The following is a 25,143-nucleotide window of genomic DNA, read 5'->3' on the forward strand; positions in this document are numbered from 1 at the left end:
CGGAAACAGGTCGTACCACGGTCGTGGTCGGGGCGCCGAGGCGACAATTCCCGTTCCGGTCCACACGATTGACGCCGACTCACTAGTCTGCCTGAGTCCGCCCGCACGACCCATGATCTCGGGGGAAGCCATGGGACCCATCGAACGACCCCGCCGCGTGGTGCAGCCGCCCGCGACCTCGCCCGTCCAGCCGCTCCGGCGGACCGGGACCGAGCGGACCGCCCACCAGCCGTGGCAGTCCGCGCCGCGGGAGCAGACCTCGCAGCGCCGGGGTGCCACCGTCCCGCCCCTGCGCCACGCGCTGTACGGGAAGCGCTCGGCGGAGCTGCGGGAGGCGCTGTCGCGTCTGGACGCGCAGGTCGACGAGGCCGCGCGCCGGCAGCTCGCGGAGTGGATCCGCAAGGAGTACGAGGTCCAGCACACCGCGATCCCCGTCGGGTTCGTCACCAAGTGCTACCTCGGCGCCCCCTTCGTGGACCACATCCTCGACCTCGCCGGGGCGATCGTGGAGCACTACGCGCCCGGCACGCCCATGCCCGAGCCCTTCTCGGCGGGCCGGATGCTGGCCCGCTCCGGCTCGTACCTCTGTGTCGAGGTGTACGGCGACGGGCTCGTGCTGCCCGTGCTGCCGGACGGCTCGGTCGTCCACCCGTGAGCACCCCCGCGGACGCGCACCCGTACACGTACATCTGACGCACCCCGATCGGAGACACCGCATGGCTGACGTCGACTACTCCCTGCACAGGAAGGTGCAGGAAGTCAGCGGCCTCGTCGTCCGGCTCAGCGAGCAGGTGGGAGCCGTGGGCGGCCAGGTGGCCGCCGTCGACGCCAACCAGCAGCTCACCCGCACCGAACTCCAGGAGCTGCGCGACGAGTTCCGCGCCTTCGTCCAGCAGGCCCAGCTCACCGCGAACGTCCAGCGCGCGGAGACCCGCGTCGGCGTCATCCAGGACCAGGTCGACCACGAGTTCGGGCACCACAAGGTGGTGCGCCGCACCGCCGTCGGCATGCTCCAGGCGTTCGACGTGGGCCTGGTCTCCGAGGAGACCGTGCGCGCGGTCAGCGAGCAGCTGATGATCCAGACGCCCCGGTACTGGCTCGCCCCGGCCCTGGTCGCGCTGGCGGCCTGGTCGGCCGACGAGCCGGGGATGTGCGGGCGCGCCGTGGAGGAGGCGTTCCGCCGCTCCGCCCACCGCACCTCGCTCTTCTTCGCCCTGGTGCTGCGCCGCCAGAACCGCCGGGAGGAGTCGGTGCGCTGGCTGCGCCACTATCTGCTCGCCCAGGACCCGGCGCACCTCGGCCGGGAGTTCGCCGTCATCCTGGAGTCCATCTCGCAGGGCGCGTTCGGCGCGGCGGGCCGCGAGCTGCTGCGCGACACGCTCGACGGCTGGCGCGAGACGATGCTGAACGACGACGCGGCGCAGCGGGCCCAGATCACCCGCTGGCGCGCCGAGCTCGACTCGCTGCGCCCGGCCGCCCCGCAGGGCGAGTACCCGGTGCTCGCCCAGGTCTCCCCGCAGGGCCCCCAGCTCGCGGGCGTGCTGTCGTCGGCCCGGGTGCAGCGGGTGGCGCACGACAAGTACCGGGCGCTCCTGGGGAGGGAGTTCACCACCTCGGACCGGATCGAGGACGCCGTCGACGACATCCTCGACCGGCTCGTGTCCGAGTACGACAACGAGGAGCTGCCGCTGCGGCGCGACCTCGCCTTCAACCACGCCGTCATCGACCACGGCGGCGACCTCACCGCCGCCAGGGGCGCCGTCGACACGGACTCCGCCGCGTACGAGGAGACGCTCGACTATCTGACCGTGCAGACCACGGCCGCGCTCAGCCCGGAGGCCATCGGCACCTCGGTCGCCACCCAGCGGCTCGCGGTCGCCGCCTGCCGGGACTGGTTCCGCCACGCCCACCAGCAGTTCTCGGCGGACTACCGGGGAGCCGTGCCGCAGGACGTGCAGGCGAGGTTCGGCGGCGCGTACCCGATCGCCGGGCGCACCTTCCAGCTCCCGCCGTGGACCGGCTCGTACACCCAGCCGCTGCCGGGCCTCGAACAGCAGCTCGCCGCGCACTGGGACACCCACGCGCGCACGTTCCTCGCCTCCTTCGCCTATCCGCTGGCCCGCAAGGCGACCCCGCCGGCCCTGGTGCTGCTGGGGATCCTGGTGATCGGCTTCGGGATCAGCGCGGGCGTCACGCTCACGGTCATGGCGGTCACCGCCGCCGTCTGGGGGCTGGTGATCCACCAGGGGCTGAGCGCCGCCCGCAAGGTCGAACAGGCCGCGAAGACCGTCCTCGACCAGTCCAGACGCGACGCACTGCACCAACTGCGGGCCGGATCGGCCGAGTTGACCGACTGGTACGAGTCCTACCGCGCCGCCGACGCCGTGGAGCCGCAGCTGCGCGAACTGATCGACTCGCTGGGGGCCGCCCTCGACGGCGCCTCCCCCTTCGACGGCCGTACCGTCCGCACGGAAGGCAGCCACGCATGACCGTCCCCCACCAGCCCCCGCCGCCGGACCGCCCCGCGCCCTCGCCGTGGGCGGCCACCGCCGCCAAACCCGGCGAGCGCGTCACCACCCGGCTGCGCCGGGTCGTCGAGGGCCTGCCCGACTGGTCCCCGCTGCCGCCCGGCGAGACGCTGGTACGCCGCCGCCGCGACCCCGGAGGGCTGTGAGCGCGATGTGGGGGCACGGCGGCAACTACCAGACGTGGACGGACCACCTCGCCCGCTGGTCGCGCGGCGAGCAGGTCGACGGGTGCGGGCTGCCCGCCCTGGAGCGGGGCGACTACCACCAGGACACCTGGGTGCGGCTCACCGACCAGCTCACCCGGGCGCTCTCCACCCGGCTCCAGGGCTGGGCTGACGACCTGACCCGGGCGCTCAACGCCGAGCAGGACGAGTTCGCGGCCGCCCGCGCCCTCGTCCAGGCCCGCTCGGGCTGCACGCGGTGCGCTCCCTGGCCGGGCACCCCTCGCTCACGCCCGAGCTGCGCACCCGGCTCCTCACGCTCGTGGACGGCCAGATCGCGGACCTCCAGCGGCAGTTGGAGAGCCAGCTCGACCGCCTCGGGCGCACCGGGGCGGACCCGCGCTGGATCGAGGCGAGGCGCCGCACCCTGCGCGACAACCCGCTGACGGGCGGCGCCGCGCCCGGCACGGCCGAGGCCCCGCAGCCCTGGGCGTACGACCCGACGGCGACACCGCGCCGCAGAATCGTCACGGACTGATCCGGTCCGGGCGCCCGCCGACCTCCGTATACGTACGCAACCGATCCGACCGGAGAAGCCCCCGCATGCCCAACTACGCCGAAAGCCATCGCGACCTCGACAGCTACATCTCCGCCCGGGTGCCGGTCATCGGGATGCGCACCATCGAGCAGCAGCGGGCGCTGCGGCTGGTGCGGGAGGTGGCGACGCACCCGCGGCGCAGCAGCATGCCGTTCTGGATCTACACCCGGGCCACCGGCCTGCGGGACCTGCGCACCAACGCGCCGCTCCAGGAGGACCGTTCGCTGACCGGGGCGATGGAGTACGCGGCGTCCCAGTTCGCCGCCCGCCCCAATGCCACCCTCGTCCTGGTCGACCCGGACGACCTGGAGGGCGACACCCCGCTGACCCGGCACATCGCGGAGGTCGCCCGGCTCGCGGGCAACAACTCCGGCTCGATCATCCTGCTCACCGACACCCCGGTGTGGAGCGGGCTCCAGCGGCTCGGCATGAGCCTCCAGCTCGACCTGCCGGACGCGGACGAGATGTACGGGGTGCTCGCGGGCTTCCTCACCGACCACCAGGGGATCATCCCGATCGCCTGGAGCGAGGACGACGCCCGCCGGGCCGCCGAGACGCTGCTCGGGGTCACCGAGGCGGAGGCGGTCAACCTGATGGCGACGGTCGCCGCCAAGGGCTCGGTCGAGAAGGACGACGTACCCGCGCTCGCCCAGTCCAAGGACCGTATCTTCAGCGATCTGACGGGCCTGGTGAAGGTACAGCTCAAGGACGCCGACTACACGGTCGGCGGGCTCTCCAACCTGCGCGACTGGCTGCGGCGCAAGAACCAGCTGATGCAGGCGGACCTGCGCCACACCGAGATCCGGCCGCCGCGCGGGGTGCTGCTCGTCGGCGTCCCCGGCTGCGGCAAGTCGCTGTCCGCCAAGGCGATCGCCGCCGAGTGGAAGCTGCCCCTCTACCGGCTCGACATGGGCGCCATCCACGGCAAGTACCTCGGCGAGTCCGAGGGCCGCTTCCGGGAGGCCCTGGAGACCGCCGACCGGGTGGCGCCGTGCGTGCTGTGGATCGACGAGATCGAGAAGGGCCTGGCGGGCCGGGACGACGGCACGGGCGTACCGCAGCGGATCATCGGGCAGTTCCTGTTCTGGCTCCAGGAGTCCCGCTCGCGCGCGTTCGTCGTCGCCACCGCCAACGACGTGCGCAGCCTGCCGCCCGAGCTGCTGCGCAAGGGCCGCTTCGACGAGCTGTTCTTCGTGGACCTGCCGGACGCCCAGGACCGCAAGGAGATCATCCAGCTCTACTACCGCCGCTATGTGAAGGCCGAGCCCGACGCCGACCAGCTGGCCCGTCTCGTCGACCTCTCCGAGGGCTTCGCGGGCTCCGACATCGAGGGCGCGCTGCACGACGTGGGCGCGGAGGTCTACCTCGGCGGTGGCGCGGAGGCCCTGCGCCCGTCCTTCGTCATGGACACCTTCGCCAACACGATCCCGCTGAGCCGCAACAACCCCGAACAGATCGAGGAGATCCGGGCGTGGGGCCGCGAGCGCGCGGTGGCGGCGGGCCGCACGGCGGGGGCGGCGACGCAGGGGGTGCCGGGCCCGGCCCGTCGGATCGTGTTCATGGAGAACTGATTCGTGCGGGACCGACCGGATTCGTGGGGGCGGTTGATCGAACTGTCCTGAACTCACCTGTTGCCCAGGGGTGTTGGCGCGTCCAACAATGCGCATGACAACTTCAGGAAAACCCATTCCTGAATCCCTTCAGAGGGGAACCCCCACATGAAGAAGCCTCTCGTCGGCACGGCGCTCGCGCTGGTGCTCGCCGGAGCGGGTGCGGCACCGGTCGTCGCGGCGCCGCACACCCCCAGCGGCGCCAAGGCGACGGTCAAGGCGGTCGACTTCGCCGGAACGGTCGCGCTCAGCAACTGTTCCGGGTCGCTGATCCGCACGCCCGGCTCGCAGCCGAACGACCCCGCTCTCATCCTCTCGAACGGCCACTGCCTGGAGACCGGATTCCCGGCCGCCGGCGAGGTCATCACCGACCAGCCTTCCACGCGCAGCTTCTCGCTGCTCAACGGCTCGGGCAGCAAGGTCGGCACGCTGCGGGCCACCAAGGTCTCGTACGCGACGATGACCGACACCGACATCACGGTCTACGAGCTGAGCAAGACGTACGCGCAGATCCAGAGCCAGTACGGGATCGGCGCGCTCACGCTCAACGACCAGCACCCGGTCGCGGGCACCGCCATCAAGGTGGTCTCCGGGTACTGGAAGCGCACCTACAGCTGCAACATCGACGGGTTCGTCTACCGCCTCAAGGAGGGCGACTGGACCTGGAAGGACTCGGTCCGCTACACCTCCGCCTGCCAGACCATCGGCGGCACCTCGGGCTCCCCGGTCATCGACACGGCCACCGGCAAGGTGGTCGCGGTGAACAACACCGGCAACGAGGACGGGCAGCGCTGCACCGAGAACAACCCGTGCGAGGTGGACGAGAACGGCAAGGTCACCGTCCGCTACAAGATCAACTATGCCCAGGAGACGTACATCATCGTCCCCTGCATAGGCACCGGCAACAAGTTCGACCTGAGCCGGCCCGGCTGCACCCTGCCCAAGCCGTAAAAGGCGGAACTCCCCGCGCCCCCGGACGGAGGGGGCGCGGGGAGTCTCCCGGCTACGGGAGCGCGTGGACGTGCGGGCCCACCGCGTTCGACCAGGCGTTGCCCGACCTGGCGTCCCAGTTCGTCGACCAGGTCATCGCGCCCCGCAGGCCCGGGTACGTCTTCGACGGCTTGAAGGACCCGCAGTTGGTCCCGGCCGTCAGGCAGTCCAGCGCCGCGTTCACCACCGACGGCGGAACGTAGCCGCTGCCCGCGCCGCTGGTGGAGGCCGGCAGGCCCAGGCCCACCTGGGAGGGGTCGAGCCCGCCCTGGAGCTGGATGCAGGCGAGCGCGGTCAGGAAGTCGACCGTGCCCTGCGAGTAGACCTTGCCGTCGCAGCCGTTCATCGCACCGCTGTTGTAGTACTGCATGTTGACGACGGTCAGGATGTCCTTGATGTTGAGCGCCGTCCTGAAGTACTCGTTCGACGTCGACTGCATGTCGATCGTCTGCGGCGCCATCGTGATGACCAGCTTGCTGCCCGCCTTCGCGGAGAGGGACTTCAACGCCTGGGTCATATAGGTGGAGTTGAGGCCGTTCTCCAGGTCGATGTCGACCCCGTCGAAGCCGTATGTCTGCATCAGCGAGTAGACCGAGTTGGCGAAGTTCGCCGCGGACGTCGAGTCGTTGACCGACACCGTGCCGTTCTGGCCGCCGATGGAGATGATCACCGACTTGCCCGCCGCGTGCTTGGCGGCGATGTCCGCCTTGAACTGGTCGACGGTGTAGCCGCCCAGGCCGTTGGTGTCGAGGTTGAAGGTCACCCCGCCCGGCGTGCCGGTGGCGTCCGCGAACGAGACCGCGATGATGTCGTAGTTCGCGGGCACGTCGCTGATCTTCTGGACGGTCGCGCCGTTGTTGAAGTTCTGCCAGTAGCCGGTCACCGCGTGCTTGGGCACCGTGCCGCCGCCCGGGTTGCCGCCACCGCCGGAGGTGGTCCCGGTGACCGCCGCCGACTTGGGCGACTCGCCCGCCGCGTTGGTCGCGGTCACCTGGAACTGGTACGAGGTCGACGCGCTCAGCCCGCTCACGGTCGCCGAACTCCCGCTCACCGACTGCACCTTGGTGCCGTCCCGGTAGACGTTGTACCCGGTCGCGTTGGAGACCGCGCCCCAGGACAGGCCCACGGACGAGGACGTCACCGAGCCGACCGCGAGGCCGCCCGGGGCCGCCGGGATCGTCGGGGCGGGGTCGCCGCCCCCGCCGCCGTCCGGGCCGAAGACCGAGACGTCGTCGGCGTAGTACGCGGGCTGGCCGTACCAGCCGTGCGTGTAGACCTGCACGGACGTGGTGGAGGTGCCCGTCCTGAAGGTGGTGGAGAGCTGGTTCCAGCCGCCGCCGGTGCCCGGCGTCCAGGTGGAGACATCGCTCGTGCCGGTCCCGGTGGCACCGATGTAGACGTACGAGCCCTGGACCCAGGAGCTCAGTGTGTACGTCGAGTTGGGCTTCACGGCGACCGTCTGGACGCACTGGCCGGTGTCGGAGCCCGACGGGGTCGCCTTGAGGGCGGCGGCCCCGCCGTGCACCGGCGAGGAGACGGCGGCGCCGCTCCCCGCCGTACAGCTCCAGTCGGCGAGCCCCGACTCGAAGCCCGCGTTCCTGGCGTTGTTGACGTCCGCCGCGTGGGCGGTGCCGGTGAGCCCGGCTATGGACAGGGCGCCGGCCGCGGCCACGGCCACGCCGATTCTGCCGCCTGCTCGTTTCACTTGCTGCCTCCGGTGGGGGAGTGGGGAGGTCGGTGGGGGAGGTGGGGCGCGCCGTGCGGACAAGCTGGTCCAGACCTGCGTACAAACTGGTCCAGACCAATCGGCTTGTCAAGACCTCTGGCGCCCCTCGTGGCATCACAGAAACGAGAAGACTGTTCACCCGCAGCTATCTCCTGGATACAGTGCTGCTTCAGGAGGGAAGTGCGGTGATCACTTACGGCTGAGGGGGCCCGCAACGGGCCGAGGGAACGGGGACTTGATGTGCCAACCGCGATAGCCGTCACCAGCCCGGACCTGGTGTTACCGGCACCCGATCCACACACGCCCCCGGCGGCGGTCTTCTCGTCCCCGGACGTCCAGCCGCTCGACGACGCCCTCGCCCACGCGCACCGCCTGCTCGACGTGCACGGCCATCTCGTGGTGCTGTACCCGGAGTCGCTCCCGGCCGCCCATGAGCAGCGCCTCCACACGGTCCGCTCGATCCTGGAGAGCGACCGGATCGCGCTGCTGCGCTCGCCGCTTCCACCGCTCGGCCTGGCCGTGCTCGCACGCCAGTTGTGCCAGCTGTCGGTGTGCGACTTCAGCCCCGGCGTGCTCGCCTCGGCCGCCCGCCTGCTCGCGCACTACGTGCACGCGGGCGCCGTGCTGAACTCGGTCACCCGGCTCGACCGCGTCCCCGTCGGCCTCAAGACGCACGCCAAGTCCTGGCTGCCCGGCAGCCACTTCGCGGTGCTCGCCCACCCGGTCCCGCAGCTGGTCAGGATCGGCGCGGGCGACCTGGAGGGGCCCGACTACGCCTGCCATCTGCTGGTGGCGAGCGCGGCGGCGCCCTCCGAGTGGGTGACCGGCACGCTGGCCGCAGGGTGGCAGGTCGCCGCGGTCCTTGAAGCCCCCCTGCCGGGGTACTCGCCCGGCTGGTGGGGGACGGCCAAGCTCACCGAGTTCGCCGCCCATCTGTCCGACCTGTCCGTGCTCTACCAGCTCGTGGCGTCCGTGCGCCGGGAGTCGTGCCGGTGGTGCGGCATGGAACTCATCGGCGACCGCTGCGGGTTCTGCGCCTCCCCCGTCCCCGCCCCCGAGCTCCGGCTGCCTTCGGGAGGCACGTACAGCTAGCCGCCGCGCAGCCCGCCCGGTGGCCTTGTCCGCTCAGTCCCACGTCATCGAACGAGGTCGTACGGTCAATGAACTCCCGTCAGCGCCGTGGCGTCATCCTTCTCCTGGTCTCGGTCCTGTGCGCCGCGGGCGCCTTCGCCGGGGTCCTCTCGGTGATCCACGACGCCAACTCGAAGGTCGGCCCCGAGGTGACGGCGTACCGGGTGAACAGTGACATCAAGCCCAACACGGAGCTGAGCGCCGAGCAGTTCAGCCGGACGAGCATGCCCAAACGGTGGCTCTCCGACAACGCCGTCACCGACCTCTCCGCGATCCGCGGGAAGGTCGCCGTCACCAAGCTCACCAAGGGCTCGCTGCTCCAGTCCGACATGATCGCGCAACGCCCCGAACTGCGGCCGGGACAGCAGGAGATCGCCATCATGATCGACGCGTCCACCGGGGTCGCGGGCAAGATCCAGCGCGGCTCCTCGGTCAACATCTTCGCCACCTTCGCCGCCGCCAAGCAGGGCGACACCCCCCAGTCGAAGATCATCGTGGCGGGCGCCAAGGTCCTCGACGTCGGCAAACTCACCCCTCTCGATCCCGGCCGGGACGACCGCAACAAGACCACCGAGGCCGTCCCGATCACCTTCGCCCTGGGCACCCTCGACGCCCAGCGCGTCGCGTACGCGGAGTCCTTCGCCCAGCACGTGCGCCTCGCGCTCGTCGCGCCCGGCAGCGACCCCTCGGTCCCGCCCGGCGACCGTACGTACCGCCTCGAAAAGGACCAGTGAGGTTCGGATGACCACCAGGATCCTCCCGGCCGTCGCCGACGCCGACGCCGCCCGGTCCGTCACCACCCTGCTCAGCCAGCTCCCCGACGCCGAACCCGCCGCGCCCGTCGCGGACTCGACCCAGCTCCTGGACACCCTGGCCCGGCTCGCCGGGGAGTCCCTGGACGAGCTGCCCGAGGTCGTCCTCGTCCACGAGCGCATCGGCCCCGTCCCCGCCCTCGACCTGGTGCGCGAGGTCGCCCTGCGCTTCCCCGCTGTCGGCGTCGTCCTGATCACCTCCGACGCGGGGCCCGGCCTGTTCGCCGCCGCCATGGACTCGGGCGCGCGCGGCCTGGTCACCCTTCCGCTGCACTACGAGGAGCTGGTCAGCCGGGTCCAGGTGGCCGCCCAGTGGTCGGTCGGGGTCCGCCGCCACCTCGGCGGCGGGGGCGAGGCGGCCGGCGGCCCCGGCGGCACGGTCGTCACCGTCACCGGCGCCAAGGGCGGGGTCGGCGCCACCGTCACCGCCGTCCACCTCGCGCTGGCCGCCCGGGCGTCGGGCCGCACCACGGCCCTGGTCGACATGGACCTCCAGGCCGGGGACGTGGCCTCCTACCTCGACGTCCAGTTCCGCCGCTCCATCGCCGACCTCGCCGCGATCACCGACATCTCGCCCCGGGTCCTCCAGGACGCCCTGTTCACCCACTCCACCGGCGTCGGCCTGCTGCTCGCCCCCGGTGACGGCGAACGGGCCGAGGAGGTCACCGACCGCGCGGCCCGCCAGATCCTCTCCGCCCTGCGCCACCGCTACGAAGTGGTGATCGCGGACTGCGGCACCCAGATGAACGGCGCCAACGCCGCCGCCGTCGAACTCGCCGACACCGCCCTCCTGGTCACCACCCCGGACGTGGTGTCGGTACGGGCCGCCAAGCGGATCGTCCGGATGTGGGACCGCCTCCAGATCCGCAAGGCCGAGGAGACCACGACCGTGGTCAACCGGCACACCCGCGCCACCGAGATCCAGCCCGCGCTGGTCCAGAAGGTCACGGGCACCCGGATCACCCGCACCTCCGTCCCCGCCAACTTCAAGGAGCTGCAAGCCGTCGTCGACGCCGGGCGGCTGCACGACCTGGACGCCAAGTCCACGGTCAAGCAGGCGCTGTGGACGCTCGCGGGCGAGCTCGGCCTCGTCAAAGGGGTGGGCCCGGCGCCGGAGAAGAGCGGCCGGGGCACCCTGGTGCTACGGCGCCGGGGGCACGGATGAGGGGCATACGGACGCGGGCCGACCGGGACCGGGGCCAGGTCGTGGTCGAGTTCACCGGGATGGTGCCGATCATCCTGGTGACCCTCGCCGCGATCTGGCAACTGGTCCTGACCGGCTACACGTTCACCGTCGCGGGGCACATGGCCGACGAGGGGGCGCGGGCGGGGGCCGCCAAGGGCGGCGGCCCGGCCGCGTGCCAGGCGGCGATGGCGGCGGCCCTGCCGGACGGCTGGGACGCCTCTCCGGGGTGCGGCGGTGGCGGCGACCCCGATGTCTTCACGGCCACCGTCGGCGTGCACGTCCCGGTGCTCTTCCCGGGCGCGTTGAACTTCGGGTTCACCGTGCACGGGCACGCGGGGGCGGCCAGGGAGGAGAAGCCGTGACCCACGCCTGTACGAGCGGACCCACGGGGCGGCTGGGGTGGATTCGACGCGGCGCCCGCCGGGAAGCCGGGCGGACCCGGTGCGGCGCTCGCCCGGCCGCCCGCCTGGCTGCCCGGCCGACCCGGTCCGGCACCCGCCGGGTCGCCGCGGCGGGCCCCTTCCGCGCCCGCCGCGACCGCGGCTCCGCCGCCGTCGAGTACCTCGGCTTCCTGCCCCTGCTGCTCCTGGTCGCGCTCGCCGGGGTGCAGCTGGGGCTCGCCGCGTACGCCGCCCAGCAGGCGGGGACGGCCGCCCGGGCCGCCGCCCGTACCGGCGCGCAGACCGAACGGGCGGGCGGCGCCGCCCAGGCCGGGAAGGCCGCGGTGAGCGACTGGGTCGGCAAGCGCGCCGACATCGGCGTGGCGGGCTGCCCCGGGGCCACGGTGACCGCCACGGTCACCGTCTCCATCCCGTCCGTCTTCCCCGGCATCGACCACTTCGGCCCGGTCCACAAGAGCGCCACCATGCCCTGCGACGAGAGCAACTGACCGAGGAGGCACGCCACATGAGCCTGCGGGCCCGTATCACCGCCCCCGAGGAGACCCGGGGCGGCGAGGGCGACGCCCATCTCGTCGCCACCTACCGGGGCAAGCTCCTGGAGGAGATCGACCTCGCCGAGATGTCCTCGCTCGCCGCCGCCGAGCGCCGGGCGCGGCTCGAACGCGTCCTCGGCCACATCCTCAGCCGCGAGGGCCCGGTCCTGTCCACCGGCGAGCGGGCCCAGCTGATCCGCCGGGTCGTCGACGAGGCGCTGGGCCTGGGCGTACTGGAACCGCTCCTGGAGGACGCCTCCGTCACCGAGATCATGGTCAACGGCCCCGACCAGATCTATGTGGAGCGCGGCGGGCGGGTCGAGCGGCTGCCGATGCGGTTCGCCTCGCACGAGCAGCTGATGCAGACCATCGAGCGGATCGTGTCGACCGTCAACCGCCGGGTCGACGAGTCCAACCCGATGGTGGACGCCCGGCTGCCGTCCGGCGAGCGCGTCAACGTGATCATCCCGCCGCTCTCGCTGACCGGCGCGACCCTCACCATCCGCCGCTTCCCGCGCTCCTTCACGCTCCCCGAGCTGATCTCCTTCGGCTCGCTCGACCAGTCCATGCTGATGCTGCTCGCCGGGCTGATCCAGGCGAAGTTCAACGTGATCGTCTCCGGCGCCACCGGCACCGGCAAGACGACCCTGCTCAACGCGCTCTCCGGGCTCATCCCCGAGCACGAGCGCATCATCACCATCGAGGACTCCGCCGAACTCCAGCTCCAGCAGACCCATGTGATCCGCCTTGAGGCCCGCCCGGCCAACGTCGAGGGCAAGGGCCATGTCTCCATCCGCGACCTGGTCCGCAACTCGCTGCGTATGCGCCCCGACCGGATCGTGGTCGGCGAGGTGCGCGGCGGCGAGTCCCTCGACATGCTCCAGGCGATGTCCACCGGCCACGACGGCTCGCTGGCCACCGTCCACGCCAACAGCGCCGAGGACGCCCTGATGCGGCTCCAGACGCTGGCCTCCATGTCCGAGATCAAGATCCCGTTCGAGGCGCTGCACGACCAGATCAACTCGGCCGTCGACGTCCTGGTCCAGCTCACCCGGCACGCCGACGGCTCCCGCCGGGTCACCGAGATCGCCCTGCTCGACTCGCACGGCCGCGACCCCTACCGGCTCGCCACCGTCGCCCGGTTCGAGCCGCGCCCGATGGCCGCCGACGGGCGCGTCCACGGCGAGTTCCGCCACTTCCCGCTCCCGCGCCGCGTCGCCGAACGCCTCTACCTCGCGGGCCAGCCCGTCCCGCAGGCGTTCGGCATCGCGTCCTTCGACGAACAGCTCACCACCCGAGAGGCCAGGTAGCACCGCCCATGTCCGCACTCACCCAGCTGACGACCGGGGTCGCGCTGCTCGCCTGCACGGCGGCGGTCGTCGGTGTGCACGTGTACGCCACGGGCCGCGCCCAGCGCCGGGCCCTGGTCGAACGGCTCTCCACCGCCGGGGAGCCGCTGCCCGCCGGACGCCGGCGGCCCTTCGCCGGGGTGGACCGCAGGCTGCGCCGCACCACGGCCGGCAAGCGCATCGAGCGCAAGCTCGCGGTGACCGGCCTGGACCTCACCCCCGGCGAGTTCTTCGTCTACGTACTCGCCTCGGTCGTCGGGCTGTGGGTGGTGGCCGCCTCGGTGCTCGCCTCCTTCTTCGGCCCGCTCGCCGCGCTGGCCGGGCTGTGGGCCGCCAACACCTTCCTGAACTGGCAGCGCACCCGGCGTACCGAGGCATTCATCAACCAGCTCCCGGAGATCTCCCGGGTAATCGCCAACGCCACCCAGGCCGGGCTCGCCCTGCGCACCGCGATCGCCATGGCGGCGGACGAGCTGGAGGCACCGGCGGGCGACGAGCTCAAGACGGTCGCCGACCAGCTCGCCGTCGGCCGCACCCTCGACGACGCGCTCGGCGAGCTCGCCCACCGGCTGCCCTCGCGCGAACTGGTCGTCCTCGTCTCGACGCTGATCCTCTCCAACCGGGCGGGCGGCGCGGTCGTCAACTCGCTGCGCAACCTCACCACCACCCTGGAGGAGCGCAAGGAGACCCGCCGCGAGGTCCGCACCCAGCTCTCCCAGGTGAACACCACGGCGTACGCGGTCCCGGCCATCGGGGTCGGTGCCATGCTGCTCGTCAACCAGATCGCGCCGGGCTCGCTCGCCAAGATGACCGGCACGTTCCTGGGCCAGGCCGCGGTCGTGGTGGCGCTCGGTCTCTATGTGCTGGGCTTCGTCGCGATCCGGCGCATCTCGAAGATCGACGTCTGAGGGGGCGGGCATGGAACTGATCCTGGGACTCATCGGCGGGCTCAGCGTCCTGGGCGCCTTCGAGGGCGTACGGATGTACCGCGCCGAGGCCAAGCTCCCCGGCGACCTGGCCCTCGCCCTGGAGGTCGGTGCCACCCGCACCACCCGCACCGGCGGCGCCATCGACCGCCTCGGCATCCGCTACGCCCCGCTCGTCCTGCGGCTGATGGGCCCCAAGCGCGTCAGCGAGAAGCGCCGCCGGATCGACATGGCGGGCAACCCCGGCGGTCTGACCATCGACCGGTACGCGGCGCGGCGCGCGGTGTACGGGGCGCTCGGCGCGGTCGGCGCGGTGGTGATGGTCTCCGGCGGCAACTACCTGCTGGCCCTGCTGATGGTCGCGTTCGCGTACTACTGGGTCGAGGTCGGCATCTGGGCGGCCGTCCGCCGCCGCCGCGACGACATCGAGCGGACCCTGCCGGACTTCCTCGACGTCCTGGCGGTGGTGGTCTCCGCCGGGCTCGGCTTCCGCCAGGCCCTGGAGCGGGTCGCGGAGAAGTACGAGGGCCCCTGGGCCGACGAGGTGCGGATCGCGCTGCGCCAGATGGACATGGGGGTGAGCCGCCGCCAGGCCTTCGACGACCTGCGCCGGCGCAACGACTCCGAGCAGGTCGCCATGTTCGTCACGGCCCTCCAGCAGGGCGAGGAGCTGGGCGCGCCGATCGTGGACACGCTGATAGCGATCGCCACCGACATGCGCCGCACCGACGCCCAGAACGCCCGTCGCAAGGCCGCCAAGGCGGTGCCCAAGGCGACGCTGATGGTCACCACGTTCATGGTGCCCGCCACCATGATCCTGATGGCGTCCGCGATGCTGCTCGGATCCGAGGCCGATCTCGGCTCGCTCACGGGGAAGTGAGGGGGACCACCATGCCCAGGCCACCGCAGCCGTACGGCCCGCCGCCCGAGCCCGAGGTCTCCCTCCAGCTCAACGCCCTCCAGGCGCTCTGCCGCCAGGTCTTCCTGTTCCGCCTCGCGATGATAGGGCTCGCCACCCCCTTCGCCCTGGCCAACTCGGCCCGGGGCATCGCCACTTGGCTGGTCTCCGGAGCCGTGCTGATCACCTTCATGGGCTCGTACGCGCTCTACCGCGACTGGGAGCGCTTCGGCCCGCTGCTGCTGCGCCACCCGTGGCTGCTGGGCGTGGACACCGCGTTCGGCGCGCTGCTGCTGTTCACCGCGACCCCCGACTCCCCGCTCGGTTACGTCGTCGTCTGCACCCCGCTGCTCGCCGGTCTGGTGTACGGGTGGCGGGGCGCGGGGATCTTCGCCGGGCTCCAGTGCGTGATCCTGGCGCTCGCCTACATGGCCCAGAGCCGGCACCACCCCCAGCCGCTCGCCCCGGCCCTGCTGCTGCCCGGCTTCTGCGTCCTCGCGGGCGCGGCCGGGGTCGCGCTGCGGGGCCTGCTGCTGCGGTTCGGGGTGGCCTCGCGGGCGCTCACCGAAGCACGGGCGAGGCTGGCGGTGGAGGAGGAACGAGCCCGCCTGGCAAGGGAGTTGCACGACTCGGTCGCCAAGACCCTGCACGGCGTGGCGCTCGCCGCCGAGGGCCTGGCCGCCTCGGCCGACCGCACCGACCCGGTGACGGTACGCCGGGGCGCGACCCTGGTGGCCCGCTCGGCCCGCCGCGCCGCCGCCGAGTCCCGCGAACTCCTCGCCGACCTGCGCCGCGAGCCGGGCCCGGACGGGGGAGTGGACGTCCTGGCGGAACTGGCGGCGCGGGTGCGGGACTTCGCGGACCGAAGCGCGGACGTGGGCGTGAGCTACCACTCCCTGTCCCGGGGCGACTCCGCCACACGGGTCCCGCACCCGGTCGCCCGCCAGCTCCTCACCATCGCCTCGGAGGCCCTGGAGAACGCCCACCGCCACGCGGGCCCCGCCCGGGTGGACGTGTCGGCGGGGGTGGTCGGGGACGTCCTGCGCATCAGCGTGTACGACGACGGGCGCGGCCTGCCCCCCGGCACCACGCTCGACGGGCTGCGCCGCTCGGGCCACTTCGGCCTGGTCGGCATGGTGGAGCGGGCGGCGGACCTCGGCGCGCGCATCCGTATCGGCCGGGGCGAGGCGGCGAAGGGCACCGAGGTCCGCCTCGACCTGCCGCTGGCGGCGCTGGGGCCGTCGCGGGCCGTGGAAAGGAGCGGCGTATGACCCGGGTACTGGTGGTGGACGACAATCCGGTCGTACGGGCCGGGCTCACCGCGCTCCTCGACGGCCGCGGCGGTACACGGGTGGTCGCCGAGGCGGCGGACGGCCGCGAGGCGTACGAGGCGGCGCTACTGCACCGGCCGGACGTGGTCCTGCTCGATGTGCGGATGCCCGGCGTGGACGGCCTCACGGCGCTGCCCCGCCTGGTGCGGGTGGCGCCGGTGATGATGCTGACGTACAGCGGCGAGCCCGGGACCGTACGCGAGGCGCTGCGGCTGGGCGCACGCGGCTATCTCGTGCACGGCGAGTTCACGGTGGAACAACTGGTCGGCGCGGTACGGGAGGTGGGGGCGGGCGCAGTGGCCTCCCTCGGCTGTTCCGCCACCCTTCCGGGTGTCATGCCCCGGTCGATTTCATTAAATCCGAACGAAGAGGCTTCGCGGATGCAATCGGATGTGGGACAGTCGTCACCAGGGCGCCGGAGGGGAACTCCGCTCCTTCGCAAGGGACTTGGGGTACATCGGCTCAGCAGGAGGGAGGTGGAGGTGATGGAGCTGATCGCGGCGGGCATGAGCAATCAGCAGATCGCCGCCGCCTGCTTCATCAGCGAGAAGACGGTGAAGAACCACATCAACCGGATCTTCGCGAAGCTACACAGCAACAGCCGCACCCAGGCGGTGGCGACGTGGCTGGGCACGCGGGGAGCGACGGGATGAGGCCCCTTCGACCCCGACTCGCCCCCCGGCCCCGGAATTGGGCCCAGGGGCCCTGTGCCACAACCGGAGGCCCCGGGTACGGTGCGGCTGTCGAGCGCGGCACCGCCGTAGACCCCGGAGGGGACCACCATGAACGACAAGCTCCTCAAGCCCGCGACCGCCGCCAGGATCCGGGTCCACGGCTGGCTGAACACGACGGCGACGGCGCTGCGGCGGCGGGGGGACCGGGGGCAGGGCGCGGTCGAGTACATGGGGATCATCATCGTGGTGGTGGCGATCATTCTGGTGCTTACGCAGACGAATTTCGGCACGGCCATCGCCCAGAAGATCACCGCCGCGATCAACAAGATCAACCCCTGAAGTCCCGTCGCCTCCGCGGCGACCGGGGGCAGGCCTTCCCCGTGTACATCACGGTGGTGGCGGGCCTGCTCTTCCTCGCGTTCGCGTACTTCGCGGTGGGCCAGGCGGCGGTCAAGCGCAACGAGGCCGGGACGGCGGCGGACGCGGCGGCGCTCGCGGCCGCGCAGGACTACCGCGACCGGCTCCGCGACAAGCTCCTCGACGGCTTCGACCCCGTCGTGTGGAAGGACGTACTGGACGGCCTGCGGGGCGGCAGCGCCGCCGCGTCGTGCGCGGCCGCCGACACCCTGGCCGCCAGGAACGACGCCTCGGTCGAGAGCTGTGTGCCGGGCGACTGGCCCGGCTACACCGTGTCCGTACGGACCAACGCGACGGCGGGCAAGTCCGTCATCGCCGTCACGGAGAACAGCAAGGGCACGGCGAAAGCCACCGCTGTGATCGAACCCCGGTGCGGTATCGAGCCGAGCGACGCCCCGCAGACCTCCGCGCCCCCGGACAACGGCAGCCCGAGCCCGGACCCCAGCCCCAGCCCCGGCGGCGAGGACAAGAAGGCCTACCGGCTCGTCTGCGACAAGCAGCGGGACTTCGAGGTCGACCCCGGCAGGCTCGACCTGCTCCCCGATGCGGCCGATCTGTTCGCCGTGCACCTGGCCAAGAAGTAAGCGCAGGAAGAAGCGAGGACTGAGTGATGGACAGGGCCGAGAACAGAGCCCGGACGAAAGCGGCCGCCGTGACGGCCGCCGTCGCCCTGGCTCTCACCTTGACCGCCTGCGGCGGGGACGGCGGCGGCAAGAAGTCGGACGACAAGCCCTCCACCCCCGCCTCGGCACCCGGCGGACAGTCCCGGCCGCAGACCAACGCGCCCACGGCGCAGAGCACCGAGGTGCTGGCGACCGTCCGGGGCGGCGACGGCATCGAGATCGTGATCAACAGCGCCAAGCGCGACGCCGGGGGGTTCGTCACCGTCGAGGGCGTGGTCGCGAACAACTCCTCGCAGGGCTTCACGGCACCCGGCTGGCAGGGGAGCGAGCAGGAGCTGCGGGACAACGGGGCTTCCATGGCGGGTGCCTCGCTGGTCGACAAGAGCGGCAAGAAGCGCTATCTGATCCTGCGGGACACCGACGGCCGGTGCCTGTGCACCCGTTTCCCGACGGGTCTGACCGCCGGTCAGAAGATCCCCTTCTACGCCCAGTTCCCCGCGCCTCCGGCGACCGTCACCGACGTCGACTTCCAGCTCCCCACCATGCCCACCGCCACCATCAAGATCTCCGGCTGAGGCTGAGGCACCCCATGCAGGCCACCCAGGCAACACCCGCGACCCCGGCCCCCGGCCCCCGCCGCCGTCACGCCCGCCCCGCGGTCCTCGCCGCCGCGGTGCTGCTGTTCGTCGCGGCGGGGTCCGGCGCGGCCGTCGCCGACGATCCGAACCCCACCGCCGTGCCCGCCGCCGCCCCGCCCGTGAAGGTCGACGCCAACGCGCCCGGGCTCAAGCTCTCCGACGGGGCGACGCTCGCCGCGCCGAGGGTCGTGGACATCAAGTCGGTCGTCGAGGACATGGGCGGCGAGGAGCGCCGCTCCGACACCAACGCCGACATCTCCTTCGCCCTGCAGGCCGAGGTCCTCTTCGGCAAGGACAGTGCCGCGCTCTCCGCCGAGGCGACCGGCCGTATCCAGGCGATCGCCGACGAGATCAAGAAGCAGAAGGCCACGAACGTCCGCGTGTTCGGCTTCACCGACAACCTCGGTACGCACGAGCACGGCGTCGTCCTTTCCAAGCAGCGCGCGGACGCCGTCCAGGGCGCGCTCTCGCAGGCGGTCGGCGGCGCGGTCACGTTCGACATCCGGGGGTACGCGGAGGACTACCCGATCGCGGACAACTCCTCGGAGGACGGCCGCCGCAAGAACCGCCGCGTCGAGGTGTCCTTCCCGCGCGGGGCCTCCGGCTAGAACCGGGGCCCCGGCAGCGAGGGCGGGCCCGGCCGGCCGGGTGGAGGTGCGGTCGGCCGGGCCCCGTATGTGCGCGGGCCCCCGTCAACGCCCGTAGGAAGTGACGCTCCCGCGCACCACAGAGGCTGCCAGCGGGGGCGCACCCGGGACTTGGACAAAAGCGCACGCGAGCGTGAGGTGGCCGGGAATCGACCATAAGGCCGTGGGCGAAGTATGGACAGATAGTCTGCGCGCAGATAATCTACGGGAAGGTTAAAGCGCGACACGTCGACGGCACAGGCATCAGAGGAGAACCGACATGTGGGTGTACGAGCACGGCATCGAGACCAGCGCCGCCCCCGAGGCCGTCTGGCGGCTGTGGGCTGACGTCCCGAACTGGGGCGTCTGGAACGCCGACGTCCAGAAGATCGAGATCCGGGGCCCCTTCGCGGCCGGGACCGGGATCACCATGGGGGCGGACGGGCAGGACCCGATCGAGCTGCGGATCACCGAAGTGGCCGAGAACGAGCTGTTCGTGGACGAGGCCCGCTTCGACGGCCTGGTCCTGCGCACCGCGCACCGGCTGGACCGGGCGGGCCAGGACCGTACCCGGGTGGTCTACCGAATGGAGATCACCGGTGAGGGGGCCGACGAACTGGGCCCGCAGATCGGCCCGGCCGTCACCGCCGACTGGCCGCAGACCATGGCCGCGCTCGTCCGGCTCGCGGAGGCGGGGCACTGATGGCGCTCACCCCCGGCGAGAGCCCCGGGTTCCTGCTCTGGCACGCCACCCTGCGCTGGCAGCGCGGGGTGACCGCGGCCCTGACGCCGCTGGGCCTCACGCATGTGCAGTTCGTGCTGCTCGCGTGCACCTGGTGGCTCAACGGGCAGGGCGAGCACCCCAACCAGCTGGCGGTCGCCCGCCAGGCGGGCACCGACGTCAAGATGACGTCGCAGGTCGTCCGTACGCTGGAGGGCAAGGGCCTGCTCGTCCGCGAGACCGACCTGGCGGACACCCGGGCCAAGCGGCTGCGGGTGACGGAGGCCGGGGCGGAGCTCGCGCCGCGGGCGATCGCGGCGGTCGAGGCGGTGGACGCGGAGTTCTTCCGGCCGGTGCCGGTGGCCGAGGCGGTGGCGCTGCTCGCGGCGCTGGCCCGGCCGGAAGAGTAGGCCCTAGGCCCTAGGAGCCGCTGCCGTACGGCCTGGTGATCATCTCCATGGCGTGGCCGGACGGGTCGAGGAAGTAGACGCCCCGGCCGCCGTCGTTGTGGTTGATCTCGTCGGGGCGCTTCATGTACGGATCGGCGAAGTGCCGTACGCCCCACTGCTTGATCTTCTCGTAGCCCGCGTCGAACTCCTCCTCGGAGACGAGGAAGGCGTAGTGCTGCGGCACGATCTTGTCCGGGTCACCGGTGGCGAAGTCCAGGGTGACGCCGTTTCCGGTCTCCACGGGGATGAACGGTCCCCACTCGTCGCCGACCCGCAGGCCCAGGATGTCCGCCAGGAACTCGGCGGCGGCCCGCTTGTCGCGGGAGTGGATGATGGTGTGATTCAACTCGACTGACACGGTGGAATGCCTCCAACAGGCATCTCACGGGCACCTCCACGCTCACCCGGCCGGTGACCAACGCGCGATGCCGTGCCGTGATCGTAAGCAGGGGCGCGCGGGGCGGGCAAGGCGACTTCCGGCTTACGTGCGGCCCGCATGTAGTTCTACGCGCACCCGTACGCCGGGCCGGATGCCCCACTCCGCCATGGCGCCCGCCTCCGCCTCCAGGACATGCCGGGCGCGCGGGCGCGGGGCGGTGAGGCGGTTCGGGGGGACGGTGTGAAGGGCGATGACGCGCAGGTGGCGGTCGAGGTAGGCGACGTCGAGCGGGAAGCGCATACGGAAGGTGTGCACGGAGCTGGCCGGGCTGAGCAGGACGACCCCTTCGACCCCGTCCCGCCCGAGGAGCCCCCGGGTACGGGCCCGATAGGACGCGGCGACCTCAAGGGGCACGGACCCCCCACCCTCGACGACCAACTGCCCGAACCCGTCCCGCCATCGCATACCCCCACGCTACAGAGCCCCCACCCCGCCCCTTCCCGAAAGCCCTCGGGCGGGCGGCCGGTCGCTCCGGCTGCGGACCGTGGGTGGCTGGTCGCGCAGTTCCCCGCGCCCCTAACTAGCTAGGGGCGCGGGGAACTGCGCGAGCAACCCACCACGGTCCGCAGCCGAACAGGGGGTCTGGGGCGCAGCCCCAGAAAGCAGCCTCACCCCACCACCCGGCCGCCCGCCCAGGGCTTTAGAGAAGGGGCGGGGTGGGGAAGACCTCCCGCCGCGCCCTAGGGTGCACCCCGTGTACCTCCCCCTGCTGGCCGCCGCCTGGGGCGCCACCCTCGGCTGGCTGGTGCCGCGCGCGGCCTACCGGCTCGCCGTCGAGGCAGGCGAGCCGTGGCGGCACGCCTGCCCGGAGGGCCACGCGCTCACCCGCTGGCTCGGCCCCCCGGTATGCCGACAGCGCGGCGCGCGCAGCTGGGCCGCGGCCACCGCCGTCGCCGCCGCCGCCCTCGCCACCACCACCGGCCCCCGCCCCGAACTAGCCGTCTGGCTGCTCCTCCTGCCGCTCGCCGCGCTGCTCGCCGCCGTAGACGCCCGGGTGCACCGGCTGCCGGACGTCCTCACGGTCCCCCTCGCCGCCACCGCCGCCGTCCTCCTCGGCGCCGCCGCCCTCGCCCCGCACCACCAGGGGTCCTGGCCCCGCGCCCTGCTCGGCGGACTCGCGCTGGGCGGCGCGTACTTCGTGCTCTTCCTGATCCACCCCGCCGGCCTCGGCTTCGGCGACGTCAAACTCGCCGTCGGCCTCGGTGTGCTGCTCGGCTGGTACGGCTGGGGCATCCTCTTCACCGGCGCCTTCGCGGGGTTCGCGGCCGGCGGCACGTACGGCGTCGGGCTGATCCTCGCGCGCCGCGCCGACCGCCGCACGGCCATCCCGTTCGGCCCCTTCATGATCGGCGGGGCGTACCTCGGCCTGCTCCTCGGCGGCCTCGCCGCGTGAATATGCCGCCCCTGGGCCGTACAAGACGCGTAGGGTCCGCAACATGGCGCAAACCATCCGCAACCACAACACCCGCACCTTCGAAGACCTGATCGCCGAGGCGGCGGCCGCCCCCGTGGACGGCTGGGACTTCTCCTGGCTGGACGGACGGGCCACCGAGGAGCGGCCGTCCTGGGGGTACGCCCGTGCCATGGCGGCGCGCTGGGCCCGGGCCACGGCCGCCCTCGACGTGCAGACCGGCGGCGGCGAGGTCCTGGCGGCCGTCCCGCAGCTGCCGCCGCTCGCGGTCGCCACCGAGGGGTGGCCGCCGAACGTCGCCCGGGCCACCGCCCTGCTGCACCCCCGGGGCGTCGCGGTGGTGGCCGACTCCGACGAGCCGCCGCTGCCGTTCGCGGGCGGCGCCTTCGACCTGGTGACCAGCCGTCACCCCGTCCAGACCTGGTGGCCGGAGATCGCCCGGGTGCTCACCCCGGGCGGCACCTACTTCTCCCAACAGGTCGGGCCCGCCAGTGTGTTCGAGCTCGTGGAGTACTTCCTGGGCCCGCAGTCCGCCGACGTCCGGGGCCGGCGCGACCCGGGCAAGGCGCGCGCCGAGGCCGAGGCCGCCGGGCTCCAGGTGGCGGACCTGCGCCAGGAGAAGCTGCGCACCGAGTTCCACGACATCGGCGCCGTCGTCTACTTCCTGCGCAAGGTGATCTGGATGGTGCCGGGCTTCACGGTCGAGGAGTACGAGGACAAGCTGGCGGCGCTGGACGAGCAGATCCGTACCGACGGGCCCTTCGTCGCGCACACGACACGGTTCCTCATCGAGGCGAGGAAGCCCCTGCGCTCCTCCTGAGCGGCCTAGCATCCGACCATATGGAACGGATGCGGACAATCAGCAACGAAGTGTCCTCGCTGCGGCTGCGGGGTGTCGCCGCGCTTCCCAGCCGCCGGGGCCCGCGCACGGCGCCGCCCGCCCTCCTGTGGTGGGGGTGGGCCGCCGCGCTCTTCCTGCTCTACGCCGCCGTCGGCGCCCGCCGCCAGGCGCTGATCCGCACCACCGGCTACGACCTCGGCATCTTCGAGCAGGCCGTGAAGGCGTACGCGCAACTGCGCGCCCCCGTCGCCCCGTTGCGCGGCGACGGTTTCAACCTGCTGGGCGACCACTTCCACCCCGTGCTCGTCGTCCTCGCGCCGCTGTACCGGATCGCCCCGTCCCCGTACACCCTGCTCTTCGCCCAGGCCGCCCTGCTCGCCCTCGCCGTCGTGCCGCTGGCCCGCCGCGCCCGGCAGGCGCTGGGCCGCCGCGCCGCCCATGTGATCGCCTTCGCGTACGGGCTGAGCTGGGGCATCGCCTCGGCCGTGGCGTTCGACTTCCACGAGGTGTGCTTCGCCGTCCCGCTCGTCTCGTACGCCCTGGAGGCGCTGGCCCTGCGGCGCTGGCGGGCCGCGGTGGCCTGGGCCGCCCCCCTTCTGCTGGTCAAGGAGGACCTGGGGCTGACCCTCGCCGCCATCGGCGGATACATCGCCTGGAAGGGGCGGCGCGGGCTTGGCCTGGCGACCGCCGCCGCCGGGCTGCTCGGCAGCGCCCTGGAGTTCAAGGTGCTGATGCCGTTCTTCAGCCCGGCCGGCACCTACGCCCACGCCGCCAACCTCGAACCCGCCCACGGCTCGCTGCTCGCCACCCTCGCCCTCGCCCCGCTCGACGCCGTACGCCCCGAGGTGAAGGCCACCACCCTGGTCCTGGTCTTCGCCCCCGCCGCCCTGATCGCCCTGCGCTCACCGCTGGCCTGGCTCGCCGTGCCGACGCTCGGCTGGCGGATGCTCTCCCAGAACGCCTTCCACTGGGGCACCTCGTTCCACTACACGGCCGTGCTGATGCCCGTCGTGCTGGCCGCCATGACCGACGCGCTCGCCCCCTACCGGCGCACCGGCGACGCCCTCGCCCGCCGCCACGTACGCGCCTCGCTCGCCACCACTGCGGCCGTCACCCTGGTCCTGATCCCGTCCTTCCCGCTCGCCCAGCTCGTCCACCGCTCCACCTGGCGCTCCACCGCGCACATCGCCGCCGCCCGCGACCTGCTGCGCCGCATCCCCGACGGCGCCACCGTCGCCGCCTCCAACCGCCTGGTGCCCCAGCTCACTTCCCGTACCGACGTGGTGCTCTTCCCGACCTACCCGGTCCACTGGCGGCTGTACGACACCGGCGCGGCGGTGCCCCCGCCGACCGCCCAGTGGATCCTCTACGACCGGGTGCCCGCCGAGTCCTGGCCCTACCCACCGGGCTACTGGCCCTACCCGAAGGACCGTCAGGAAGCCGAGCTGGCCAAGGCGGAGCAGGCCTACGGGTACCGGGTCGTGGCCCAGCGGGACGGAATCACCCTGCTCAGACGTTGAGGACGGCGACGGACGTACGAGACGAGGGAGATCCATGGGCAGGCACACCAAGGGCGACGTCAGCTACAGCTGCGGGCTCGACGCGGCGGTGGACGTGGTCGGCGGGAAGTGGAAGCCGCTGATCCTGTGGGCGCTGCACGACGGCACGTACCGCTTCGGCGAGCTCAGGCGCCGGGTCGAGGGCGTCACCGAGAAGGTCCTCGTCCAGCAGCTGCGCGAGCTGGAGACCGACGGGATCGTCCACCGCGAGGTCTACGGGGAGGTGCCGCCCCGGGTGGAGTACTCGCTGACGCCGCGCGGCCAGGCGCTCAACACGGCACTCACCCCCTTGGGTGAGTGGGGTGAGGCACACATGGAGTGGATCCTGGAGGTGAAGACCGGCTCACGCAGTGTGGCCTGAGCCGGTCCGCACCGCCCTGACCTGCACGGTCAAAGAAGCGTTCCGGCATCGGGTCCCCCTTGTGGGTCAGCCGTGGGGGGTGCCTCCTCAGTGCCCCCGCGGTTTCGGAGCGTAGTTTCGGCATGCCGTGGCACCCAGGACCACTTACGAAGGGTTATGGTGGAAACCCCCCCTCGGGCCGGTCCGTATCCCCCCCACGGACCG

General features: G+C 72.4%; 30 protein-coding genes. 26 read left to right on the forward strand and 4 right to left on the reverse strand.

Going from position 1 to position 25,143, the window contains the following annotated elements:
* The first annotated feature begins 130 nt into the window (after positions 1–130).
* From BX283_RS25530 to BX283_RS25540, 3 genes are all read left to right on the forward strand, one after another.
* A complete protein-coding gene (locus BX283_RS25530) occupies positions 131–655 on the forward strand; it encodes a hypothetical protein (protein ID WP_101389825.1) in 525 nt (174 codons plus the stop codon).
* 61 nt (positions 656–716) lie between these two features.
* Complete coding sequence (locus BX283_RS42205; protein WP_101389826.1) at positions 717–2,489, forward strand: hypothetical protein; 1,773 nt, start codon at positions 717–719, stop codon at positions 2,487–2,489.
* Positions 2,486–2,674 carry a hypothetical protein gene (locus tag BX283_RS25540; protein WP_101389827.1) on the forward strand — a complete coding sequence of 63 codons (189 nt, stop codon included), beginning with the start codon at positions 2,486–2,488 and terminating at the stop codon, positions 2,672–2,674. The genes BX283_RS42205 and BX283_RS25540 overlap by 4 nt, the downstream gene beginning before the upstream one ends.
* A gap of 112 nt (positions 2,675–2,786) precedes the next feature.
* On the opposite strand, the gene BX283_RS40740 is transcribed toward BX283_RS25540, so the two are convergent.
* Positions 2,787–2,945: a hypothetical protein gene (locus BX283_RS40740; RefSeq protein WP_180357249.1), complete on the reverse strand. Its 159-nt coding sequence runs from the start codon at positions 2,943–2,945 to the stop codon at positions 2,787–2,789.
* A gap of 3 nt (positions 2,946–2,948) precedes the next feature.
* Here BX283_RS40740 and BX283_RS25545 point away from each other — a divergent pair, with 3 nt between their 5' ends.
* The 3 genes from BX283_RS25545 (at position 2,949) to BX283_RS25555 (ending at position 5,848) form a co-directional block, all read left to right on the forward strand.
* Positions 2,949–3,227: a hypothetical protein gene (locus BX283_RS25545; protein ID WP_101389828.1), complete on the forward strand. Its 279-nt coding sequence runs from the start codon at positions 2,949–2,951 to the stop codon at positions 3,225–3,227.
* A gap of 65 nt (positions 3,228–3,292) precedes the next feature.
* Positions 3,293–4,858: an AAA family ATPase gene (locus BX283_RS25550; RefSeq protein WP_101389829.1), complete on the forward strand. Its 1,566-nt coding sequence runs from the start codon at positions 3,293–3,295 to the stop codon at positions 4,856–4,858.
* Between the two features lie 147 nt (positions 4,859–5,005).
* Complete coding sequence (locus tag BX283_RS25555) at positions 5,006–5,848, forward strand: serine protease (RefSeq protein ID WP_101389830.1); 843 nt, start codon at positions 5,006–5,008, stop codon at positions 5,846–5,848.
* A 52-nt stretch (positions 5,849–5,900) separates the two neighbouring features.
* On the opposite strand, the gene BX283_RS25560 is transcribed toward BX283_RS25555, so the two are convergent.
* Positions 5,901–7,592 carry a chitinase gene (locus BX283_RS25560; protein WP_101389831.1) on the reverse strand — a complete coding sequence of 564 codons (1,692 nt, stop codon included), beginning with the start codon at positions 7,590–7,592 and terminating at the stop codon, positions 5,901–5,903.
* Between the two features lie 261 nt (positions 7,593–7,853).
* On the opposite strand from BX283_RS25560, the gene BX283_RS25565 reads away from it, so the two are divergent.
* The 16 genes from BX283_RS25565 (at position 7,854) to BX283_RS25635 (ending at position 20,289) form a co-directional block, all read left to right on the forward strand.
* On the forward strand, positions 7,854–8,705 hold the full coding sequence (locus BX283_RS25565) for a hypothetical protein (RefSeq protein WP_180357250.1): 852 nt from the start codon (positions 7,854–7,856) through the stop codon (positions 8,703–8,705).
* Positions 8,706–8,773: 68 nt separating this feature from the next.
* Complete coding sequence (cpaB, locus tag BX283_RS25570) at positions 8,774–9,478, forward strand: Flp pilus assembly protein CpaB (RefSeq protein WP_101389832.1); 705 nt, start codon at positions 8,774–8,776, stop codon at positions 9,476–9,478.
* A 7-nt stretch (positions 9,479–9,485) separates the two neighbouring features.
* Positions 9,486–10,721, forward strand: coding sequence for an AAA family ATPase (locus BX283_RS25575; RefSeq protein WP_101389833.1), 1,236 nt, complete (start codon positions 9,486–9,488; stop codon positions 10,719–10,721).
* The gene (locus BX283_RS25580; RefSeq protein ID WP_101389834.1) at positions 10,718–11,104 is read left to right on the forward strand and encodes a TadE/TadG family type IV pilus assembly protein; all 387 of its coding nucleotides are present in this window, start codon (positions 10,718–10,720) and stop codon (positions 11,102–11,104) included. The genes BX283_RS25575 and BX283_RS25580 overlap by 4 nt, the downstream gene beginning before the upstream one ends.
* Positions 11,101–11,631, forward strand: a complete 531-nt coding sequence (locus BX283_RS25585; protein ID WP_257583826.1) for a TadE/TadG family type IV pilus assembly protein — start codon at positions 11,101–11,103, stop codon at positions 11,629–11,631. Before BX283_RS25580 ends, BX283_RS25585 begins: the two co-directional genes overlap by 4 nt.
* A gap of 17 nt (positions 11,632–11,648) precedes the next feature.
* Positions 11,649–12,986: a CpaF family protein gene (locus BX283_RS25590; protein ID WP_101389835.1), complete on the forward strand. Its 1,338-nt coding sequence runs from the start codon at positions 11,649–11,651 to the stop codon at positions 12,984–12,986.
* Positions 12,987–12,994: 8 nt separating this feature from the next.
* On the forward strand, positions 12,995–13,933 hold the full coding sequence (locus tag BX283_RS25595; protein WP_101389836.1) for a type II secretion system F family protein: 939 nt from the start codon (positions 12,995–12,997) through the stop codon (positions 13,931–13,933).
* Between the two features lie 10 nt (positions 13,934–13,943).
* Entirely contained in the window at positions 13,944–14,831 is an 888-nt protein-coding gene (locus BX283_RS25600) for a DUF5936 domain-containing protein (RefSeq protein WP_101389837.1), read from the forward strand.
* A gap of 11 nt (positions 14,832–14,842) precedes the next feature.
* Complete coding sequence (locus tag BX283_RS25605; protein WP_101389838.1) at positions 14,843–16,120, forward strand: sensor histidine kinase; 1,278 nt, start codon at positions 14,843–14,845, stop codon at positions 16,118–16,120.
* On the forward strand, positions 16,117–16,833 hold the full coding sequence (locus tag BX283_RS25610) for a response regulator transcription factor (protein ID WP_101389839.1): 717 nt from the start codon (positions 16,117–16,119) through the stop codon (positions 16,831–16,833). The genes BX283_RS25605 and BX283_RS25610 overlap by 4 nt, the downstream gene beginning before the upstream one ends.
* Positions 16,834–16,962: 129 nt before the next feature.
* Positions 16,963–17,193: a hypothetical protein gene (locus BX283_RS41705; RefSeq protein ID WP_257583829.1), complete on the forward strand. Its 231-nt coding sequence runs from the start codon at positions 16,963–16,965 to the stop codon at positions 17,191–17,193.
* Positions 17,190–17,855 carry a pilus assembly protein TadG-related protein gene (locus BX283_RS41710; protein ID WP_306822866.1) on the forward strand — a complete coding sequence of 222 codons (666 nt, stop codon included), beginning with the start codon at positions 17,190–17,192 and terminating at the stop codon, positions 17,853–17,855. Before BX283_RS41705 ends, BX283_RS41710 begins: the two co-directional genes overlap by 4 nt.
* 26 nt (positions 17,856–17,881) lie before the next feature.
* Positions 17,882–18,469, forward strand: a complete 588-nt coding sequence (locus BX283_RS25620) for a hypothetical protein (protein WP_101389841.1) — start codon at positions 17,882–17,884, stop codon at positions 18,467–18,469.
* A gap of 14 nt (positions 18,470–18,483) precedes the next feature.
* Positions 18,484–19,140: an OmpA family protein gene (locus BX283_RS25625; protein WP_101389842.1), complete on the forward strand. Its 657-nt coding sequence runs from the start codon at positions 18,484–18,486 to the stop codon at positions 19,138–19,140.
* Between the two features lie 298 nt (positions 19,141–19,438).
* Positions 19,439–19,861 carry an SRPBCC family protein gene (locus tag BX283_RS25630; protein ID WP_101389843.1) on the forward strand — a complete coding sequence of 141 codons (423 nt, stop codon included), beginning with the start codon at positions 19,439–19,441 and terminating at the stop codon, positions 19,859–19,861.
* Positions 19,861–20,289 (forward strand): MarR family winged helix-turn-helix transcriptional regulator, encoded by a 429-nt coding sequence (locus BX283_RS25635; RefSeq protein WP_101389844.1) that lies wholly within the window; start codon positions 19,861–19,863, stop codon positions 20,287–20,289. The genes BX283_RS25630 and BX283_RS25635 overlap by 1 nt, the downstream gene beginning before the upstream one ends.
* Positions 20,290–20,299: 10 nt before the next feature.
* Here BX283_RS25635 and BX283_RS25640 read toward each other — a convergent pair whose 3' ends face one another.
* A complete protein-coding gene (locus tag BX283_RS25640; protein ID WP_101389845.1) occupies positions 20,300–20,686 on the reverse strand; it encodes a VOC family protein in 387 nt (128 codons plus the stop codon).
* 123 nt (positions 20,687–20,809) lie between these two features.
* Entirely contained in the window at positions 20,810–21,172 is a 363-nt protein-coding gene (locus BX283_RS25645) for a DUF192 domain-containing protein (protein WP_101389846.1), read from the reverse strand.
* 280 nt (positions 21,173–21,452) lie between these two features.
* On the opposite strand from BX283_RS25645, the gene BX283_RS25650 reads away from it, so the two are divergent.
* Genes BX283_RS25650 through BX283_RS25665 form a run of 4 tightly spaced genes read left to right on the forward strand, consistent with a single transcriptional unit; the run spans position 21,453 to position 24,939 of the window.
* The gene (locus tag BX283_RS25650; RefSeq protein WP_373979289.1) at positions 21,453–22,160 is read left to right on the forward strand and encodes a prepilin peptidase; all 708 of its coding nucleotides are present in this window, start codon (positions 21,453–21,455) and stop codon (positions 22,158–22,160) included.
* 43 nt (positions 22,161–22,203) lie between these two features.
* Complete coding sequence (locus BX283_RS25655) at positions 22,204–22,998, forward strand: class I SAM-dependent methyltransferase (protein WP_101389848.1); 795 nt, start codon at positions 22,204–22,206, stop codon at positions 22,996–22,998.
* Positions 22,999–23,027: 29 nt separating this feature from the next.
* Positions 23,028–24,539, forward strand: coding sequence for a DUF2079 domain-containing protein (locus BX283_RS25660; protein WP_101389849.1), 1,512 nt, complete (start codon positions 23,028–23,030; stop codon positions 24,537–24,539).
* 34 nt (positions 24,540–24,573) lie between these two features.
* Complete coding sequence (locus BX283_RS25665; protein ID WP_101389850.1) at positions 24,574–24,939, forward strand: helix-turn-helix domain-containing protein; 366 nt, start codon at positions 24,574–24,576, stop codon at positions 24,937–24,939.
* Positions 24,940–25,143 lie beyond the last annotated feature (204 nt).

The sequence above is a fragment of the Streptomyces sp. TLI_146 genome, from assembly GCF_002846415.1.
Lineage (GTDB): Bacteria > Actinomycetota > Actinomycetes > Streptomycetales > Streptomycetaceae > Streptomyces.

What these genes read in the sequence shown, in the direction of transcription:
- BX283_RS25530 (WP_101389825.1), top strand. Translation starts at nt 131, where the DNA reads ATGGGACCCATCGAACGACCCCGCCGCGTGGTGCAGCCGCCCGCGACC.
- BX283_RS42205 (WP_101389826.1), top strand. Translation starts at nt 717, where the DNA reads ATGGCTGACGTCGACTACTCCCTGCACAGGAAGGTGCAGGAAGTCAGC.
- BX283_RS25540 (WP_101389827.1), top strand. Translation starts at nt 2,486, where the DNA reads ATGACCGTCCCCCACCAGCCCCCGCCGCCGGACCGCCCCGCGCCCTCG.
- BX283_RS25550 (WP_101389829.1), top strand. Translation starts at nt 3,293, where the DNA reads ATGCCCAACTACGCCGAAAGCCATCGCGACCTCGACAGCTACATCTCC.
- BX283_RS25555 (WP_101389830.1), top strand. Translation starts at nt 5,006, where the DNA reads ATGAAGAAGCCTCTCGTCGGCACGGCGCTCGCGCTGGTGCTCGCCGGA.
- cpaB (WP_101389832.1), top strand. Translation starts at nt 8,774, where the DNA reads ATGAACTCCCGTCAGCGCCGTGGCGTCATCCTTCTCCTGGTCTCGGTC.
- BX283_RS25575 (WP_101389833.1), top strand. Translation starts at nt 9,486, where the DNA reads ATGACCACCAGGATCCTCCCGGCCGTCGCCGACGCCGACGCCGCCCGG.
- BX283_RS25580 (WP_101389834.1), top strand. Translation starts at nt 10,718, where the DNA reads ATGAGGGGCATACGGACGCGGGCCGACCGGGACCGGGGCCAGGTCGTG.
- BX283_RS25590 (WP_101389835.1), top strand. Translation starts at nt 11,649, where the DNA reads ATGAGCCTGCGGGCCCGTATCACCGCCCCCGAGGAGACCCGGGGCGGC.
- BX283_RS25595 (WP_101389836.1), top strand. Translation starts at nt 12,995, where the DNA reads ATGTCCGCACTCACCCAGCTGACGACCGGGGTCGCGCTGCTCGCCTGC.
- BX283_RS25600 (WP_101389837.1), top strand. Translation starts at nt 13,944, where the DNA reads ATGGAACTGATCCTGGGACTCATCGGCGGGCTCAGCGTCCTGGGCGCC.
- BX283_RS25605 (WP_101389838.1), top strand. Translation starts at nt 14,843, where the DNA reads ATGCCCAGGCCACCGCAGCCGTACGGCCCGCCGCCCGAGCCCGAGGTC.
- BX283_RS25610 (WP_101389839.1), top strand. Translation starts at nt 16,117, where the DNA reads ATGACCCGGGTACTGGTGGTGGACGACAATCCGGTCGTACGGGCCGGG.
- BX283_RS41705 (WP_257583829.1), top strand. Translation starts at nt 16,963, where the DNA reads ATGAACGACAAGCTCCTCAAGCCCGCGACCGCCGCCAGGATCCGGGTC.
- BX283_RS25620 (WP_101389841.1), top strand. Translation starts at nt 17,882, where the DNA reads ATGGACAGGGCCGAGAACAGAGCCCGGACGAAAGCGGCCGCCGTGACG.
- BX283_RS25625 (WP_101389842.1), top strand. Translation starts at nt 18,484, where the DNA reads ATGCAGGCCACCCAGGCAACACCCGCGACCCCGGCCCCCGGCCCCCGC.
- BX283_RS25630 (WP_101389843.1), top strand. Translation starts at nt 19,439, where the DNA reads ATGTGGGTGTACGAGCACGGCATCGAGACCAGCGCCGCCCCCGAGGCC.
- BX283_RS25635 (WP_101389844.1), top strand. Translation starts at nt 19,861, where the DNA reads ATGGCGCTCACCCCCGGCGAGAGCCCCGGGTTCCTGCTCTGGCACGCC.
- BX283_RS25645 (WP_101389846.1), bottom strand. Translation starts at nt 21,172, where the DNA reads ATGCGATGGCGGGACGGGTTCGGGCAGTTGGTCGTCGAGGGTGGGGGG.
- BX283_RS25655 (WP_101389848.1), top strand. Translation starts at nt 22,204, where the DNA reads ATGGCGCAAACCATCCGCAACCACAACACCCGCACCTTCGAAGACCTG.
- BX283_RS25660 (WP_101389849.1), top strand. Translation starts at nt 23,028, where the DNA reads ATGCGGACAATCAGCAACGAAGTGTCCTCGCTGCGGCTGCGGGGTGTC.
- BX283_RS25665 (WP_101389850.1), top strand. Translation starts at nt 24,574, where the DNA reads ATGGGCAGGCACACCAAGGGCGACGTCAGCTACAGCTGCGGGCTCGAC.